Origin of the sequence: Nostoc sp., assembly GCF_036917675.1 — a bacterium.
In the GTDB taxonomy this organism is placed as follows: Bacteria; Cyanobacteriota; Cyanobacteriia; order Cyanobacteriales; family Nostocaceae; genus Nostoc.
Map to the genome: position 1 here is coordinate 120,087 of NZ_JBALCT010000003.1, position 18,233 is coordinate 138,319.

The 18,233-nt window shown below is 41.3% G+C and carries 18 protein-coding genes; 15 read left to right on the forward strand and 3 right to left on the reverse strand.

Translation table 11 applies throughout. The features are described from left to right. The first annotated feature begins 7 nt into the window (after positions 1-7). The 6 genes from V7K31_RS01120 (at position 8) to V7K31_RS01145 (ending at position 3,658) form a co-directional block, all read left to right on the forward strand. Positions 8-655, forward strand: a complete 648-nt coding sequence (locus V7K31_RS01120; protein ID WP_335092078.1) for a peptidylprolyl isomerase — start codon at positions 8-10, stop codon at positions 653-655. A 367-nt stretch (positions 656-1,022) separates the two neighbouring features. Further along, the gene (gene bchB, locus V7K31_RS01125) at positions 1,023-2,549 is read left to right on the forward strand and encodes a ferredoxin:protochlorophyllide reductase (ATP-dependent) subunit B (protein WP_335092079.1); all 1,527 of its coding nucleotides are present in this window, start codon (positions 1,023-1,025) and stop codon (positions 2,547-2,549) included. A gap of 164 nt (positions 2,550-2,713) precedes the next feature. Continuing rightward, positions 2,714-3,049, forward strand: a complete 336-nt coding sequence (locus V7K31_RS01130) for a DUF6883 domain-containing protein (protein WP_335092080.1) — start codon at positions 2,714-2,716, stop codon at positions 3,047-3,049. Positions 3,050-3,052: 3 nt separating this feature from the next. Continuing rightward, on the forward strand, positions 3,053-3,304 hold the full coding sequence (locus V7K31_RS01135) for a hypothetical protein (RefSeq protein WP_335092081.1): 252 nt from the start codon (positions 3,053-3,055) through the stop codon (positions 3,302-3,304). Between the two features lie 19 nt (positions 3,305-3,323). Further along, positions 3,324-3,461 (forward strand): hypothetical protein, encoded by a 138-nt coding sequence (locus tag V7K31_RS01140; protein ID WP_335092083.1) that lies wholly within the window; start codon positions 3,324-3,326, stop codon positions 3,459-3,461. Continuing rightward, positions 3,434-3,658, forward strand: a complete 225-nt coding sequence (locus V7K31_RS01145; protein WP_335092084.1) for a hypothetical protein — start codon at positions 3,434-3,436, stop codon at positions 3,656-3,658. Before V7K31_RS01140 ends, V7K31_RS01145 begins: the two co-directional genes overlap by 28 nt. A gap of 2 nt (positions 3,659-3,660) precedes the next feature. Here V7K31_RS01145 and V7K31_RS01150 read toward each other — a convergent pair whose 3' ends face one another. Next, positions 3,661-3,870 (reverse strand): hypothetical protein, encoded by a 210-nt coding sequence (locus V7K31_RS01150; RefSeq protein WP_335092085.1) that lies wholly within the window; start codon positions 3,868-3,870, stop codon positions 3,661-3,663. Between the two features lies 1 nt (position 3,871). On the opposite strand from V7K31_RS01150, the gene V7K31_RS01155 reads away from it, so the two are divergent. The 3 genes from V7K31_RS01155 (at position 3,872) to V7K31_RS01165 (ending at position 6,559) form a co-directional block, all read left to right on the forward strand. Continuing rightward, positions 3,872-4,282, forward strand: coding sequence for a hypothetical protein (locus tag V7K31_RS01155; protein ID WP_335092086.1), 411 nt, complete (start codon positions 3,872-3,874; stop codon positions 4,280-4,282). 556 nt (positions 4,283-4,838) lie between these two features. Continuing rightward, positions 4,839-6,131, forward strand: a complete 1,293-nt coding sequence (locus tag V7K31_RS01160; protein WP_335092087.1) for an FAD-dependent oxidoreductase — start codon at positions 4,839-4,841, stop codon at positions 6,129-6,131. Between the two features lie 104 nt (positions 6,132-6,235). Further along, positions 6,236-6,559 carry a hypothetical protein gene (locus tag V7K31_RS01165; protein ID WP_335092088.1) on the forward strand — a complete coding sequence of 108 codons (324 nt, stop codon included), beginning with the start codon at positions 6,236-6,238 and terminating at the stop codon, positions 6,557-6,559. A 3-nt stretch (positions 6,560-6,562) separates the two neighbouring features. Here V7K31_RS01165 and V7K31_RS01170 read toward each other — a convergent pair whose 3' ends face one another. Further along, positions 6,563-7,768, reverse strand: a complete 1,206-nt coding sequence (locus V7K31_RS01170; RefSeq protein WP_335092089.1) for a glutathione S-transferase family protein — start codon at positions 7,766-7,768, stop codon at positions 6,563-6,565. A 495-nt stretch (positions 7,769-8,263) separates the two neighbouring features. Here V7K31_RS01170 and V7K31_RS01175 point away from each other — a divergent pair, with 495 nt between their 5' ends. Beyond that, a complete protein-coding gene (locus V7K31_RS01175; RefSeq protein ID WP_335092090.1) occupies positions 8,264-8,860 on the forward strand; it encodes a hypothetical protein in 597 nt (198 codons plus the stop codon). Positions 8,861-9,052: 192 nt separating this feature from the next. Here the strand turns inward: V7K31_RS01175 and V7K31_RS01180 are convergent, their stop codons facing one another. Then, the gene (locus V7K31_RS01180; protein ID WP_335092091.1) at positions 9,053-10,867 is read right to left on the reverse strand and encodes an iron uptake porin; all 1,815 of its coding nucleotides are present in this window, start codon (positions 10,865-10,867) and stop codon (positions 9,053-9,055) included. Positions 10,868-11,305: 438 nt separating this feature from the next. On the opposite strand from V7K31_RS01180, the gene V7K31_RS01185 reads away from it, so the two are divergent. The 5 genes from V7K31_RS01185 (at position 11,306) to V7K31_RS01205 (ending at position 18,221) form a co-directional block, all read left to right on the forward strand. Then, on the forward strand, positions 11,306-11,452 hold the full coding sequence (locus tag V7K31_RS01185) for a hypothetical protein (protein ID WP_335092092.1): 147 nt from the start codon (positions 11,306-11,308) through the stop codon (positions 11,450-11,452). Positions 11,453-11,774: 322 nt separating this feature from the next. Further along, a complete protein-coding gene (locus tag V7K31_RS01190) occupies positions 11,775-12,431 on the forward strand; it encodes a class I SAM-dependent methyltransferase family protein (protein WP_335092093.1) in 657 nt (218 codons plus the stop codon). Positions 12,432-12,487: 56 nt separating this feature from the next. After that, the gene (locus tag V7K31_RS01195; protein WP_335092094.1) at positions 12,488-13,525 is read left to right on the forward strand and encodes an NADP(H)-dependent aldo-keto reductase; all 1,038 of its coding nucleotides are present in this window, start codon (positions 12,488-12,490) and stop codon (positions 13,523-13,525) included. 430 nt (positions 13,526-13,955) lie between these two features. Further along, positions 13,956-14,621 carry a glutathione S-transferase family protein gene (locus V7K31_RS01200; protein ID WP_334941012.1) on the forward strand — a complete coding sequence of 222 codons (666 nt, stop codon included), beginning with the start codon at positions 13,956-13,958 and terminating at the stop codon, positions 14,619-14,621. A 420-nt stretch (positions 14,622-15,041) separates the two neighbouring features. Beyond that, positions 15,042-18,221, forward strand: coding sequence for a plasmid replication protein, CyRepA1 family (locus tag V7K31_RS01205; RefSeq protein WP_335092095.1), 3,180 nt, complete (start codon positions 15,042-15,044; stop codon positions 18,219-18,221). The last annotated feature ends 12 nt before the right edge of the window (positions 18,222-18,233 follow it).

Genomic DNA, 18,233 nt, shown 5'->3' on the forward strand with positions numbered 1-18,233 from the left:
TTTTGTAATGACTAAAGCGAGCAACTTGAATGCTGATAAACTTATCATAGGTCAAATACTGGCACTTGTTAAAATAGGATATCTGATGAACTTTCCAGAAATTAATATTCCCGGTAATGGCACGCTGCACGCTCGTTTAACTACTTCCTTGGGTGAAATTGTAGTTCGTTTGGAGGAAGAGCGAACCCCTAACACCGTCAAAAATTTTGTCGGTCTAGCAACCGGAACAATCGACTGGAAAGACCCTAAAACTGGTGAATCTAGTAAGGGGACTCCAGCCTACGATGGGATTCGCTTTCACCGGGTCATCCCTGATTTTATGATTCAGTGTGGCGATCCTCTGAGTCGTTATCTGGATACGGCCAGCCGATGGGGTACTGGTGGACCGGGATATCAATTTGAGGATGAGTTTCATCCCGAATTGAGACACACTGGTGCAGGTATCCTGTCGATGGCTAATGCCGGACGCGGTACAAATGGTTCACAATGGTTCATTACAGAAGCAGCAACGCCTCACCTTGACAAGAAACACAGTGTTTTTGGTGAAGTTGTCCAAGGTCTAGATATAGTCAACCAAATCGCTAATGTGCCTACGACTAGAGATCGTCCAAATCAAGAGGTGGTGTTACAAAAAGTAGAAATTTTTCGGCAGTAATTAACACCTCTCTAAGTTAATTTATCGAAAAATTGGGTTTAAAACCCCGTGCTTCTAGCACGGCTTTACCAGTATTGGATTTGCCACCAAATATCTTAAGATAGTGGAATGCTAATTAGTACCGATGGACAGTCGGGAATCCAAAACGCCTATGCAGACGGTTTGCCAGGGACTGAGATATCAGATATCTCAGTCTAGGTCAAAGTCGAAATCCCGTAAGGGAGTAACTAGGAAGTCTTTGAAGTGATTCTTAGAAGCTCCGTACCTTCTCCCAAGGGGAGACGCAAGCGCGAACAGGTCGGAGTCATGTCACAGTCCACTCTTATCGGACTCCGTGTTATTTCTGTTGAAAAGGGAGAACACAAACATGAAATTGGCTTACTGGATGTATGCAGGTCCAGCCCACATTGGCACTCTGCGAATCGCTACTTCTTTTAAAAATGTTCATGCGATCATGCACGCCCCCATTGGCGATGACTACTTTAACGTCATGCGCTCCATGCTATCGCGCGAGAGGGATTTTACTCCGGTGACAACCAGTGTCGTCGATCGCAACGTTTTGGCGCGTGGTTCTCAAGAGAAGGTGGTAGATAACATCATCCGCAAGGATGCCGAGGAACACCCAGATTTGATTGTGTTAACTCCCACCTGCACTTCCAGCATTTTGCAAGAGGATTTGCACAACTTTGTCGAGCGATCGCAGTTGGAAGCAAAAGGAGACGTAATGCTGGCGGATGTGAACCACTACCGCTATAACGAACTGCAAGCCGCCGATCGCACTCTCGATCAAATCGTTCAATACTACATTGAAAAAGCCCGGAAGCGGGGCGAATTGCCAGAAGGCAAAACTGAGAAACCCTCGGTTAACATTATCGGTACTACCACCCTTGGTTTCCACAACAATCACGACTGCACCGAACTGAAACGGCTGATGGCTGACTTGGGGATTGAGGTAAATACCTTAATTCCCGAAGGTGCTTCGGTGAATGACTTGAAGAAGATGCCCAAAGCCTGGTTTAACCTGGTGCCTTACCGTGAACTCGGTTTAACCACAGCTCGTTACCTGGAAGAACAATTTGGCACACCTTATATAGACATTACTCCAATGGGTGTAGTGGAAACTGCCCGTTGTATTCGCAAGATTCAGCAGGTAATTAACGCTCAAGGTGCAGAAGTTGACTACGAAAACTTCATCAATGAGCAAACCCTGCATGTATCTCAGGCTGCTTGGTTTTCCCGTTCGATTGACTGTCAAAACTTGACTGGCAAAAAAGCTGTGGTTTTTGGTGACAACACCCACGCCGCCGCCATTACCAAGATTCTGGCGCGAGAAATGGGGATTCATGTTGTTTGGGCTGGAACCTACTGTAAATATGATGCAGACTGGTTCCGCGAACAGGTTAGCGAGTATTGCGATGAAGTGCTAATCTCCGAAGATCATGGTGAAATTGGAGATGCGATCGCTCGTGTCGAACCCTCCGCCATTTTCGGCACCCAAATGGAACGCCACGTTGGTAAGCGTTTGGATATCCCCTGTGGCGTAATTGCTGCACCAATCCACGTCCAAAACTTCCCCATTGGTTACAAACCATTTATGGGTTACGAAGGTACAAATCAGATTACAGATTTGATCTACAATTCCTTCACTTTGGGAATGGAAGATCACCTATTAGAAATCTTTGGTGGTCACGATACCAAAGAAGTTATTACTAGGGGAATTTCTGCTGATTCTGATTTGAATTGGACAAAAGATGGTCAAGCAGAATTGAATAAGATTCCTGGATTTGTTCGCGGTAAAGTGAAGCGTAATACTGAAAAATTTGCCCGCGATCGCGGTTTCAAAGAGATCAACGCTGAGGTACTGTATGCCGCCAAGGAAGCTGTTGGGGCTTAGATTAGAGTTTAATTGAGAATATTGAGGGGTGAGGAGTTATGTATACTCTTTACCCCCATTTTTTTGCTTTAGTGATAAAAATTAAATTATGAGATACCATAGATGTAATATTAATTTTTATATATTTCTCTCAAAAACTATTTAAAATAACCAAATTAAATATAATGAAAATACCATCAGGTTTAGTAATTCAAGATGAAAAAATCACTAAATACCTACTTGTTTATCAACCTAAAAGTGATAAATCAAGATATCTAGCTTTAGCAGGATATAATCTTGATAACTGGGAACTTCTTAAGAACGATATAATAAATGCTGTAGAAGGTTCTGAAATTGCAAAAGTCACCCCTAGTGATTGGGGGACTCAGTTTGAGGTTAAAAGCGAGTGGACTGGGCCTAATGGTCAATTAATTAAGGTAATTACTATCTGGCAACAAGATGAAGAAACAGAATTTGTTAGATTTATAACACTATATCCTGATAAATCACAGGAGACTTAAACGATGACAACAGCTAGTTTATTTCAGTGGGTAGAACTGAAGCACAATGTTCCTAATAGTCCTGTAAAAGCTGGCGATAGAGGGGTTGTGTTGGATCATCTGCGTCCTACTAAAACTCAGCAAGAGCCAGGATATATTTTAGAAATCTTTAAAGACAGTGAAACTCTAGATGTTGTTTCTGTGCCTATTTCCTGGGTCAACCCTCTACCTGAAACCTGGGGAAATATTGAACATGATACAAGACAGACAGTTTAAGGCAGAAAAAATCAAACTCATGGCTGACTATGGATGCTATCCGCTATGGTGGGTAAGTCCTGAGAAAGTTGGTAACATTGATCCAGAAACATTGCCATTAATTCCAGAAACTATTAAACGCCTGAATAAATGGAAGAAATTTATAAGGCAAAGTTGAACTGGGAAGATCCTGCTAACTCACCAGATTTGAGTGAAGAAGCTGAAGCAGCTTTTGAGGAAGAACGAATCAGCCTGTGGAAGCAATTGCAAACAGAACTTGCACCTAATTATCAAGTTGTTTATTTCAGTGAGCTATTAGGCAAGGTTTTAACTCATCCTAGTGAATTAGAAGTTTTATGTCCTATTCAGCAATGATTTCACCTAACAGAATATAAATCTATTGCAGCACCAAAAAATTTTTCCTGGGAATCTCCACCCCTGGTTGCGGGGAAATAGGTGACAAGTGATATATCTAGAGTGGCTGTAATTCCTGCTGATGATCCGCTCACCTCCGGTGGGTTGGAGCGATCGCTGTGGTAGATTTTTAACAGTGCTGTCTGCGGGCCCCCTAAAGTGAATATCCACACTATGAAAATCGACCGATTGCAGGAACTTAAGCAAAAACTGACGTTTGAAGCAGACTTGTCCCATATCTGGTTATTTTATATGGATCATTTTGCGGATCAGGAGGAATTTACTGAACTGGGTGAGCCTGCCTATAATGGATACCTAGATGCTGTCCTCCACAAAACTTGTCAGCATTTGTTTGGCAGGGCAATAAAGATTAGTGGCTTTTTTCTGATCTACATTGCAAAGTATCAGTTATTTCATGGATCTTTCCAAGTTAAAGGACGTATTGGGGGTGTGATTTATTTTGAGGATATAAAAATTGGTTTACTTGCAGTGTCGGCGGATTATCCCCCTACCGATGCGGTTAAGTATTCACGTTTTTCTGAGATGATTCAACTGTCGGCATCTAATCGCAACGAGCATAATTGAGAGAAGCACAACAACACAGGTGTTTTCAAGAGCCTGTTTAGATTTACCAATTTTAGACTCCCTCAAGCATTTTTGATGTTTATTAATTTTTATTGCCCACTCTGAGATTTATTTTAGCTAGTATGAACATTGGCTGTATGGCGATCGCAATGCAAGAGATTGATTTGATGAATAGCCACTGAGACGGCAGATAATATGCTACTAGTATATACTGGCAAGTTTCTCAATCCTCCCCGACGGCGAGAACTCTCACCCCTCTATTATCAGGCTTGAATGATGCCTAAAACAAAAACTGCCTTGAATTCGCTCCAAAGCAGTATGGTGGTGTAAGAAGAGGAGTCTTAGGTAAGACTTGGGACTTCTGGGTTTTTATCCCCCGTTTCCGTATGATAAATTTGGTATCTAATCATATACAAGTTCCTCATAACACTATCCGATGAAAAAATCAATTTTATTTAAAGTCTAGCTGGACTTGGGTTAGGAATACAAACCTTTTTTTATGTAATTAAAGTCTCATTATTTTTGTACGTAAACCAGTTTGTAAACTCGCGTTAATATGGATATCGTCATTGTTGGCGCAGGGCCAGCAGGTCTATTCTTAGCCCATCGATTGCTCGCCCAAAGCCCAAGGCATACGGTACAACTATATGACTGTAATCAAAATCCGAAAGGTCTAGAATCTTTTGACAGTCGAGGGTTCGGCTTGGGATTAGGTGCAAGAGTACAGCTTTGGTTGAACAGTATCGAAGGATTAGGGGAGCAGTTAGCCTCTCAAGGGATTGAATTCACGAAGGCTGAACTTATTTTGATTCCGCGTCGGACTGTATGTGCTTTACTTGTGCGCTCACTACTGATGCGTTATGGCGATCGAAGCTCTGATGAGAGTTCACGGCTATCACTACACTTTAAAGCTTCAGTCGTAGATGTTGATCTGGCACATCGTGAGATCGTGATTGAGAGAGAATCTGGTTATGAAAAAGTAGCCTACGATCTGCTAGTGGGGGCAGATGGAATTCACTCGACCATCCGAAGTGCGATGATCATCTCAAGACCAGACGAAATAGATTTTCAACAGCAGCAACGACCACAGGTATGGAAAGTACTGCAACTACCGATGCAGGCAGAATTACAAAAATCTCCACCTCGGATCATTCGACTTCAAAAGCGAAGTACTGAATATGGTCTTGTTTTTGGTGGCTGCTTACCGCGAAAAGATGGGCATTTAACTGCGCTGATTTTTTGGGAACCAATAGGCAGTAGCGATCAAGTCAATCCCTGTGGAATTACAACTGTAGAGGAATTACAGCAGTTATTACAGGAGATGTTCCCAAAAAACTTACCTACACTTAAGCTTGACCCAGAGCAAGCTGCGGCATTCTTAGAAGCCCAGCCGGGGCATGAATACTGGAGTCAGTGTCGGTGCTATCATCACTTGGAGGGTGGGGCAGTACTGATTGGGGATGCTGCACACTCTATGTTTAGTCTTTTGGGACAAGGTTGCACCGCAGCCATTAACGATGCAGTTGTCCTTGACTGCTTGCTTGGGCAGCACGGCGATCAATTATCACTCGTCTTACCTCAGTTTTCTGCTCAACAAGTCGAAGAAGGTCATGCTGCTTCTGACCTGAGCCTGATTGCATTAATCGTTTACCACCCCTGGTTAGGGCTTTTATACAGAATCACAACGTTGCTATGGGTCTTTGTACTAAGACAGCCAAGTATCTTTGCTCGGCTCAATCAAGTCGGGACCAACTATATACAAGTACTCCGCGAAAATAGATTGTGGATATGGCTTGCTAAGAAACTCCTAAAAGAGCTACCAAAAGTGTCAAACCGAAGAAAGATTTAGGGAGAAAAACTATTTTACACTGTATAAAAAAACTACTAATATGAGCTGATTGTACAGTAAAGTCAATCGCAATTGCTAAAAATTGGTATTCTCATTCTGAAATAGTGGCAATTGAATTACTTGGGATTGTCTTACGTTATCCAGATTGGACGAAGTTAGAACAAATAGCAATGGCATGTATGTTTGGTAGGGCATCGGCTCAAGGAAACGCACTAATAAATGGTTTGCCAGGAGTCAATCCTGGAATGTCAGGAGCGATCGCTGCACCCACCCATAAAGATGGACTGAAGAGAAACTGTAAGTCAGGGGCAACCTTGTTGCTTCTGCCACTATGCAGGAATAGTCCCGCTTCAATGAGATTACTGGTAGGTGAGATCGGGGGTATGTTAACTGTTAGAGGAGCGCGATCTGCCAGGATGGATGCCTGAATCCTACTTGATGACAAAATTAGACGGGTCTTGATCTCGTCGATGCTTAGTGGGAATGGGGGCCGGCTGCCCATCACCCACAAGGGCTGCGGTTTTCTCCAGGGATTCCCTCAATCGCTTGGCCGCGTAGATGGACATATCTCGGGGTACATTAATGCGATCGCGCAAATATCGTAGAGCCACATCAGATCCCAATGGAGGTACACAGTCTTCATCGGTCATCATGTGTGTTAAAGCACAACGTAGGGCTTGATCAAACAATTTATCATCTAAGGGGTTGACTCGGATAATATTGACGCGGTGCTCGATAGTTCGTTGAAGAGCTTCCATGCGGGAGTTTTCGGGTTCTGGATAAGTAACATCTGGTAGCCCGAACCAGGGACCGTTATCCACCCGCGCTTTATTGAGAAGCATCTGGGTTTCGCCGTTTTCCCAACAGCCCCCCATCTGGGGCGGCAAATCATGTACGTGGGTGTGAAAGTCGCTCTGAGTACCGCAGTAGGTAGGTCGGCTTTCCATTGCCGCAAACCATGCGCTCAAGCGAGGGTTTTCCGAACGCAGGGAATACCCCTTGTAGTAATAAAGGCTCGCATTCATCCGTTCGACATAGGGCGTAAAAATGACATCGACGATGCCGAAGCTATCTAGAAAGTAAGGTCCTGGGGTGCGACCCAGAGCCGACTCGACCCTAGCCACCACTCCGATAAATTGTTCTCGGTTGCGTTGTTCTTGTTGAGAGTTCTCTGCTCTAGAGCACAGCCAAGCGCACCAGGCTCTAAATAAAAGTCGTTCTAATTGACGTAGAGTCAGCACCGTCCGGTCTTCCATCCCTTGGCTCAATGGAGCAAAAACCTTTTCCAAAGCGATCAAAATGTCATCGCTTTCCTTAATAATCCGTCCATCTAGCTCGATCGCGGGGAGCATACCTGATGGTACCTGACGTTTGTACCAACTTTCTTTCTCCCCATAGCAGAACATTGTCACTTTTTCGATGCGATAGGGGATCTGTTTTTCCTCTAGCCATAACCAAACTTTTTGACAGTAAGGACACCAGGCGTGGTTATCGCGGTACAGTGTTACCCGCACATTAGATTCGGGCTGACCAAACAAGCGCAACCGGGCTTTAGCGTTGGTGAGACCATTAACGGTATCTATTTGATAGTCCGTGAGGGTTTCTAGTTCTTGCCAGCTTAAGGGTGCGGTAGTCATAGGGTGAGTTGCGTAGGGCAATACTTAGGACAATTCTATACTCTACAATATTTTCAATAGTATATATTATATTTAGATTATCTATAGCAATCCTAAATCGTTCGTGCGATAGAAAATCGCTGAAAGGCTTTAAAATACGTACTTTTAATCTCAGTATTTTCTCACGTTTCAATTCGGATTGCTATAGCAATATTTAAAGTCAGTATGTGTATTAAAAAATGAAGTGCAGAATATGGGATTAAAAGTTTATTTATTCGTTACTTACTCAACCAATCCGTTACTTGGTTAAGCACTGGAGCATTTTTACAAATTAGCAGATAAATCTTTTCTAGATCGGAAGTTACAGTGATTTATAATTATCATTTCCCGGATGTAATTGCTGTTAGATAATGATTGCTAAGATATAGAGCTGAAGCTCAGATAAGGTTTATTTTATAGTTAGTTCTATCTGGATTTGTGAATGATATAATCACATGAAAATGATTTTCGATAACTATGCCAATTAAAAAAAATATCGAGCTTAATCAAGGATGTTTCCTTAATCCCACAGAAAAAAAGATAGTTGTCAATTTAGCAAGTGAAGATATTTTAACTTTAATCACGCAAGAGTTAAAAAGTCGTTACTCGCCAGAAACTCAAAAACAAGCCCTTGAGGGAAGTTCCCAGCTATTACCTGATTTCGTATTTCAAGAATTATTAAAACGCCAAGAGCAGGTAATAAACGTTAACCCAGACACCTTAATAGTCGTTAACTGTAACATCACAGGAACAGAGATCGATGAGTTGGAATTTGATTTAAATGTCGAAGCATATTTTGTCATTGCAGATACAACAGGTCAAAATCATTTTCGGGCTAATAGGATAGTCCTTTGGTCAAATATATGGGGTGATGAAGAAAAACTTTTCGATTTAGAAGATGAGCTAGGTGAGCAATTCTGGACAAATTATCAAATCCAGTTACTCTTTGATGAAAAAGAGCAACAAACAATTGAATTAGAAGTATCACAAACAGATGATTATGCAGCAAGGTTACAATTTTACCCATCTCTGAAAATATTTTTACCATCCATAATTCCCTTTACCGAATTTTAGATTTTAAATTTTGGATAATGGAAAATAAGATTCAAAATCCAAAATTTAAAAAGGTTTGAGAGCAAGGGAATTTAAACGCGAGAATAAATCTAAAATCTAAAATCTAAAATCCAAAATTACTTGACTTTTAGCTCCCTGCTCCCTTGCCTCTTTTTCAATCCGGTTTTACCGAGCTTACCTGTTTTTCATAGGTTAAAACCTAAAGAGAGTACGAACCCAAGCAAATAAACTATCAGGATTGCTAGAATCAGAGTCCGGTGCAGTAATCCAGATCAAACCCGGCGTAATCTCAATATTATCTCCGATTTTATATTGATAGAATGCTTCAACGTGCAGGGAAGTATCTTTGTCCGCTTGTCCCGCACCTGCTCCTAAATTTACACTCTTGTTGAGACTGATGAGTTTCGGCTCCATACCAACTAAAATCCCCCCTAGAGAACCTTCTTTAAAAAGATCGGGGAATGCCAGTCCTACCGCCCAATCCATCGCTTCGCCATCTCCGCGTCCCAAATAGCGATGTGCTGCATAACTTACCCACCCATTGATTGCCAACTTGGGACTAATTTGATAGAACGCCTGTAGACCATAAAGGTTGCCCACAGTTCCCGCTCCGGCCACGGTGCTGTTTACCAAGTTACTCCCGACTGCTGGACCGAAATTTGTTCCACTAAAACCTATCGTATTTGGTGGGCTATAGGTATTAACGTAAGTTGCCGCCAACCGAAAATTCCTATTAGAAGAGTAGTATATTAACTGTGCTAAAGCTAAATACCTGCCTTTAAAGAAGCCATTATTAGCTGTCGGATTGTTGCCGTTTGGTGCACTGTACGCTAATCCTAATTGAACCTGTTTGCCTAATCCCTGGAGTATGGCAATTCCGGCACCGCTATCTCCATAGTTATAGACCAAAGACCGCCGTGAAAATCGTGAAATCCCATTAGCACCAGTCGCAGAAGACGATTCAAAATATGGGTTAATGGGACCAGAAAGACCTATTTCACTAGCTCCATCAGACAGGGCATAAATGTTGACTTGGGTATTTGGATAAGGTAGAAACCGATAGCGGACACCACCGAGAGTAATAGTGTTGCGTGCAAAAGTAATACTGGAGTTATCAGCAGTTCTCCCCTCATAAGTTCCCAATAATCCAGCTCTTGTTTGTCCCAATGATTCAATATTTCCACCTGTGAGTGTTATACCTAGTGAATCTTTACCGTTAAAACTGGTGTTTAACCGTAAAGAAGTTGAACCTTGAAGTGTGGGATTGTGAGCTGCTGGTCTTTTGCTGACGACGTTATTGCCCGCCAGAACTGAGCCAAGAACAATCTGGCCTCGACCGATAAGTTTGGTTGTGGTCGAAAACTGAGTTGCTTCTAACTTCGCACTTCGCGTTTCTAAGGTATCTAAGCGTCCCCGAAGTTGAGCAAGTTCTGGAGAAAATTGGTCTTGTAGTTTTTTGAGGGTATCCAAGTCTTCCCGTTTGACTAAATCTGTCGTTGAAGTTGCTATTAGTTCATTGAGGCGATTTAAAGCTGCATTCAACCCAGCTGCAAATTCATAGCGTGTTAGAGGACGATTGCCTTTAAATGTGCCATCTGTATATCCTGTAATTACACCGTAGCGCTCAACTAGAGACTGTAATGCTTGAAATGCCCAATCTGTCGGCTTAACATCTGACAGTTGTGAAACAGATGTCACTTGCCCTGCTACATTATTTGTAGCTTTTTTACTAGTTAGCGGTGCAACTTCCAACAATTGTGATACAGGTGTCACTTGCCCTGTTACATTATTTGTACCCTTTTTACTACTTAACGGTGCAATTGAAGTTTCTACTGTTTGATTGATAATTGCTTCTGGTGCTTTTTTCACTTCTATTTGGACAGTAGAGGCATCAGGTTTAGGCAGTTCAGCTTTACTTTTTGCCGGAGAAAAAACCAAGATAATTAGAATATCTAGCAACGAAAGCAGTAATATCAGGCATCTATAATTCCAGCGAAAATTAGACATGACTCTTCAACTCCTCAACCTTAATGATGAATAACTAGCTCTAATTTAGATAGATAAACTAGAGGCAATATTTGATGCAACGTCGCTGCTAAACCATTAGAAAATAACCTTAGCAAAGGTTTCACTAGGGAGAAAAGTAGCAATCTCCTATAGATATCAAAACCAGTAATAAGCAGTTGAATGTAGAATCTAAAAGCCGTAGTAAAACCACCTTTGAAATCAGGTTTTTATTGGTTCTGCTGCACAAAGTTAATCAATGATTACTGACATTGACTAAAGCTTTCTTTTGATTCAATTTGTTATCTGCCAATCAAGATTAGCTGAACGCAGTAATTTGTAATCAGCTATGTTTGACGGCATCAATTGTTAGTTAAGTACTGTAATCCGATAGAAATACCGTACTTTGGGTAGAATTATCTTTGCATAGAGTTCGGTACAATGCAAGACCCAGTATTTCTTTATGAGATGAAAATATGTCAAAATTATTGGGTAAGTCAACTCAAACAACTGCGATCGCGTAGCTTGAGGACGGGAGCAAAAGTAAGGTATTTCGGTCATTGCGAGCGATCGCGGAGTGTCTGGTAGAGAAGCGAAAGAATCTGAATCAAGGTAATTTTAATTGGAGAAGGTAGGATTGCTCTTGATGTGCCTGTGCGGCTTTCACGTCCCGCATCCCTGATGACTTGATGGACATTTAAGAGGCTAGTCTTAACAAGTAACTTAACGCCTGAATATCTTTTATACGGAACTTTTCCGTATAATCAGCCCCTGAAGAGTGTTTATACGGAATAAGACTTGATTTTAGATGAATTTCTATGATACTCTGCTTTTATCCATAAACTACAGTTACTCGATATTATAACCGTAGTTATAGTTCACAGTGTGCATCAAACGGGAATTACCCACTATGCCAAAAGATTGGTATGAATGGCACGACCTCTACAACACTGAGCCGAAGTTGCAGCAGCGTCTAGAAATCGTGCGTGAATATATTGCTTATAGCTTGAATGCCTCCCCAGATGGAGCTATTCGGATAGTGAGTGTTTGCGCGGGTGATGGACGAGATTTACTAGGAATTTTAAAAAATCACCCCCGTGCGAAGGATGTTTCTGCACGACTTGTTGAAATAAATTCAAATCTAGTTGAACGTGGACGAGCAACTATAGAATCTTTGGATTTAGCCAGCCAAATTGAGTTTATCAATGGTGATGCAACTCTTGCCGCCAACTATGTAGAAGCAGTACCAGCAGATATTGTGATTGTGTGTGGTGTTTTTGGCAATCTTGCTGACGAAGCTGAACTCAATCGCTTACTAGATAACCTGAGTTTTTTGAGTAAACAAGGTGCTTTTATCATCTGGACTCGCGGACATTCTAATGGTATTACTTACTCTGAAACGGTGCGGAAAATTTTGCGTACATCTGGATTTGAGGAAGTGAACTTTAAACTTACGTCTACAAGAGATATGGGAGTGGGTCTTCATCGTTACCTTGGTGAAAACTTGGCTGTACCCAAAGAGCAACAGTTATTTGTGTTTTCTGGCATTGCTAGTAAAGCGAGGTAAAAAAAGATTTTTACTGGTATGAGCTTGTCAATTTAATCAGAGAATTATCTGGGAATATGCAGTATAATCAACTAGGTAATAGTGACCTAAAAGTTTCAAAAATTTGCCTTGGTACTATGACTTATGGGCAGCAAAATACTATAGAAGAAGCCCATCAGCAGCTAAATTATGCAATTGACCAGGGAGTTAATTTTATTGACGCGGCTGAGATGTACCCAGTGCCAACCAGTGCTGAAACCTATGGACTAACCGAAACTTACATTGGAGAATGGTTAAAAAATCAACAGCGAGATCAATTAATAGTTGCTACTAAAATTGCTGGGCCAGGTAGAGGCTTTAAATGGGTGCGTGGTGGAGCCAAAGCAATTGACCGGAACAATATCAAACAAGCTGTAGATGATAGTCTCAAAAGATTGCAGACAGCCTATATTGATTTATATCAAATCCATTGGCCTGATCGCTATGTACCACGTTTTGGACAAACAGTGTTTGACCCGATCCAGGTAGGAGAAACAGTTCCTATTGCAGAACAACTGGAAGTTTTTGCTGATGTCATCAAAGCAGGAAAGATTCGCTATATCGGTTTGAGCAATGAAACCCCTTGGGGAGTTGTACAATTTAGTCATGCAGCTAAACAATTAGGATTACCTAAAGTTGTCTCCATTCAAAATGCCTACAATTTGCTCAATCGATTTTTTGATGGTGCTTTTGCAGAAGCAGTTTATTACGAAAATATCCCTTTACTAGCTTATAGTCCTTTGGGATTTGGCTTTTTGACTGGGAAATATCTCAACAGTAAAGCAGAGAAGGCAAGAGTTACTTTGTTTGAAAACTTTGGTCAGCGCTATTTAAAACCAAATGTTAGCAAAGCAGTAGCAGCTTATGTAGAAATTGCCAAACGCCATCAACTGAGTCCTGCACAATTGGCCTTAGCATTTGTGCAGAGTCGTTGGTTTGTTGCTAGTACGATTATTGGTGCCACCACACTAGAACAACTCAAAGAGAATTTGGAAAGCATCAATGTAGTTCTCAATAAAAATATTTTGGCAGAATTGGATGCAGTTCATACTCAATTTCCGAATCCAGCACCCTGAAAGTGCTGAGTACTGAGTTTTTAAACCTAATAACTTGATACGCCAGAAAAATAGGTTGGGTTAAGCGCAGCGCAACCCAACAAAGCAAGATAAATGTTGAATTTTGTTCCTCAACTAACCTACATTTAAGTCTAATTTTGGGTTTGAAAACAGTCCCTAGTACAGCACGGCGGAAGTAAGGAGACCATTAAAAGCTACGAAAATTCGTCAGTCTTTTGCGCCTTTCGTTATGCACCTGAAGAAGTACCTTGGCTTTAGTACTCAACTATCCCAAAATTTTTGAATCACGGTTGAGGTCGGGATGGGTAGTGGGGAAAGAGTTTTATCCTGTTCTGCAATTTTCTGTTAGTTTGCGTAGGCGGACTTGGTTTGTATCGCTACGACTTCCACTGGTTCGGGTTTGATATTTTCATCAACAAGGAATATTAACATGGCTGAAATTAAGATATATAGTGCGCTCGTTTGCCCTTATGCTCACCGTTCACGCTTGGTACTGCAAGAAAAAGGCATCGACTTTGACCTGATTGAGATTAATTTGCAGAATAAGCCGGATGGATTTACAGATATTTCTCCTTATGGAAAAGTGCCTGCGATCGCACATAATAATCACCGAGTTTGGGAATCGGCAGTAATTAACGAATATCTGAATGAGGTATTTCCTAATCCGCCTCTTTTACCCAATAGTCCCATTGCTAAGGCACAGGCTCGTATCTGGATTGATTTTGCCAATACTAAATTTGTTCCAGCTTTTTCTGCTCTCCTGCGTAGTCCTGATATCCAACAGCAAGAAGCAGCCAAACAGGAACTATATAAACACCTGGAATTTATCGAGAATGAAGCTCTAGGGAAATTATCGGGCGAAGGACTTTACTGGTTTGGTGAATTTATTAGTCTGGTTGATTTCACCTTTTATCCCTGGTTTGAGCGATGGTCTGCACTGAAGCACTATCGAGGCTTTGCACTACCAGAAGAATTTACTCGTCTACGTCGCTGGAAACACGCTTTAAAACAACATGATTCAGTGGTGGCGATCGCCAATAACAAAGAATTCTACATTGAGCGATATGCTAGATTTGCTACTCCTGTTGCTGCCTAGCGCCCGCTTTGCAACAGTAGAGACGTGCCACGGCATATCTCTACTGTTGCAAAAGGATTTTATTAATTCCTACTATTGCATGGGAGATTTCCTGACCTTATTTATATTGCAATTATACTGGAGCAAGAAAGAATGGTAAGCGGCAAGGTAAGCTTGCATTACATTTGTGTAAATTGCGATCGCATTCCTTAACCAATAAATTTACTGATAAATAAAAATTAATCGCGAACAAATATCACAATACAAAATTATTATTTCGGGGATCTAATAGGCAAAATAACCCACTAGAGTCTTAACCGATGTGTCTCCTGTAACGAAGTAAAAAAAGCATCACAAAAGCCTCGCAATTCCTCTTATACAAAAAAAGCAGATGCGTGTTAATGTTTTAATCTCATTGACTTTCCCTTAGCGTCTTTCCCTATGCATCTGCACTATTTACACCCCCAACACCTTGAAGAATTAGTCAAGAGCAGTGGTATAGACTTACACTTAGTGCAACTCAATTTTAGGTCACTCCAAGGCGTAGCTGCTTATGAGTACCTATTAATTTCTGAGCTACTCCCCCGCACCAATACCGGAATAGTGAAAAGTGGATGGTTGCAACGTTATGCTCATATTGCTGAAGGTGGTTGGTGGTGTTCGGGGCTAGACCCTTTGAATAATTGGCAAATGATGGAATGGGGATGCTTTAAGCCAAACCAGCCCCGACAGAATCACAATGGTAAGTCTATCAAATACGAGCATCCCCCCAGCACGCCAACGCGGGTATTTTGTTTGCGGGTAACTTTGCAAGTGTGGCAGCAAGTCGCTGGACGTTACAATCTGCTCATGCCTGAGAATATCACCATTACTCCTGATGGTGAAGCTGAAGGCTTTTGGCAATGGGTGATGCAACAGAACATTCCCCTCGTTATCTGCGAGGGTGTGAAAAAAGCAGCCACGCTGTTGACGCAAGGATATGCAGCTATTGCCATTCCCGGAATTACCAGTGGTTATCGGGTTGTTAAAGACGAATTTGGTAAAATTACCCGTCGTCAGCTAATTCCTGACTTAGCAGCGTTTGCAATTACAAAGCGTAGCTTTTACATTTGCTTTGATTTTGAAACTCAATCTAAGACAATTGCTGCTGTAAATAATGCTATTTCCCAGCTTGGTTGTTTATTCCAGCGAAAAAATTGCACTGTTAAAGTCATCGAACTTCCAGGAATGGAAAAAGGAGTTGATGAGTTTATCCTTGCTAAAGGTGCAAGTAGTTTCGAGAAAGTTTATCGCCAAAGTGTTAATTTAGAAATTTATCTTGCTCAAACCAAACCCCACACTGAGTTAACTATTCCTGCTGCTCTCACCTTGAATCGCCCTTATATAGGTGAAATCCCTTTCCCCACCTCTGGATTAGTAGGAGTCAAATCAGCAAAAGGAACAGGTAAAACTACAGCACTGCAAGCCGTTGTTCAGCAAGCAAAAAGTAGAAATCAACCTGTTTTGTTAATTACTCATAGAATATTACTAGGACGGTTTCTGTGTGAAAAAATTGGTATTCAATGGGGAACACATAAAGAAGATGCGGACAAGTCTATTGATAAAAGACTTACCCCGGCTCCTCCCATTCTCCGCTCTCTCTTTCCTCAGCACTCCCTCGGCTTGTGTGTTGATTCTATTTGGAAACTTAACCCGGAAAATTGGCACGGGGCAATAGTAATTTTAGATGAAGTAGAGCAATCTTTATGGCATCTATTAAACAGTAATACTTGTAAATACAAGCGTGTTAAAATATTAAAATTATTCCAGCAATTAATTTCTACAGTTTTAACAACTGGTGGGTTAGTAATTGCCCAAGATGCTGATTTATCAGATGTGTCACTTGAATATTTACAGGGATTGGCAGGAATTAAATTAACACCTTGGGTAGTTCTCAACCAATGGAAACCTCAGCATGGTTGGGACGTAACTTTTTATGATTCGCCAAATCCAACACCGCTAATTCACCAACTGGAATTAGATTTACTTGCTGGACGTAAATGTTATGTTACTACCGATAGTCGCGCTGGGCGTTACAGTTGTGAAACAATTGAACGTTATCTAAAAGAGCGGTTACAAAAATTCCGACGGCAATTTCCCAAAACCTTAGTAGTTAGTAGCCACACTACAAACACACCTGGGCATGAAGCGGTTGATTTTATCGCCGCTATCAATCAAAAAATCTCTGAATATGACGGCGTTTTTGTTACCCCTAGCCTTGGTACGGGAATTAGTATTGATGTCCAACATTTCGACCGAGTTTATGGTATTTTTCAAGGGGTAATTCCTGACTCGGAAGCAAGACAAGCATTAGCGAGAGTGCGGGATAATGTTCCGCGTGTTGTCTGGTGCGCTAAACGAGGTATTGGCTTAATTGGTAGTGGTAGTACAAATTATCGCTTACTATCTGATTGGTATCAAGAAAATCAAAAAGAAAACTTAGCTTTGCTTAGTCCACTACATAAAATAGATGTGGATTTACCTTTAGTTCATGACCCGATTCATTTGCGAACTTGGGCTAAGTTATCTGCACGGGTAAATGCTTCTATCCGCCTCTACCGTCAATCGATGCAAGATGCTTTGATTGCTGATGGCCATCAAATTCAGTTGCGGAGTAATGCTGTTCACAATAATATTATTCGAGATTTGCGCCTGGCCTTTTTGGCAACTGATGCTGATGATTTAGCTACCCGTAGAAGATTAATTTTAGAAATTGTCAAAGTTCAAAAGGATTGGGCACAAAGCCGTCAAAAAGCTAAAGAAATTAAACGCAAAATTAAAGATATTAAGCAGCAAAATCAACTATGGTTAGCAACTGCTGTAGCTAATGCTCAAGATATCAATTATGTAGAGTATGAGCAGTTATTAGTGAAGCATTCTCTGACTGATGGAGAACGCAACCAAATCAATAAATATGTTCTCAGACAAAGGTATGGTGTAGAAGTTACTCCTTGGCTGAAATTGCAGGATGACCACGGATATCATCGTCAACTGTTAATTCATTATTATCTAACTCACGAAAGCGAGTATTTTCACGTCAGAGATCAGCAAGAATGGCATCAGCAATTGTCTTGGGGTGAAGGGAAAGTTTTTCTTCCAGATTTAAAAACTTATACGCTAAAAATTGAGGCTATGAGAGCCTTGGGAATGCTTCAGTTTCTCGAAGCAGAAGGAGAGTTTACCGAGAGTCATACAGATTTGATATTGCTTAAAAATGTTGTTTTTCAGCATAGTAAGCATATTAAAAGAGCGCTTGGTATTAACTTAGTCGGGGAGAAAGAGCAGGTTTCGGCAATAAAAATACTCAGCCGACTGTTAAATTTGTTGGGCTTGAAACTAAAGCGGGTAAATGAGGTTTATCAAATCGACCTAGAAACGCTTTATGATGGCAGGGAGAGAATATTTGCAATTTGGCATCAACGGGATGAGTTGATGTTGACTCATGTTAAGAGTGTTGGCTATGAGTTGCCTGATTATTCTTCAGACTGGAAGCTTGAAATTATCCAAACCAAGCCTTATGCCACAGTAATCAATAAAGAGGTAAAGGAGACGAATACAGTCGGCGCTTATACCCACGACTAATTTGAGGCATCT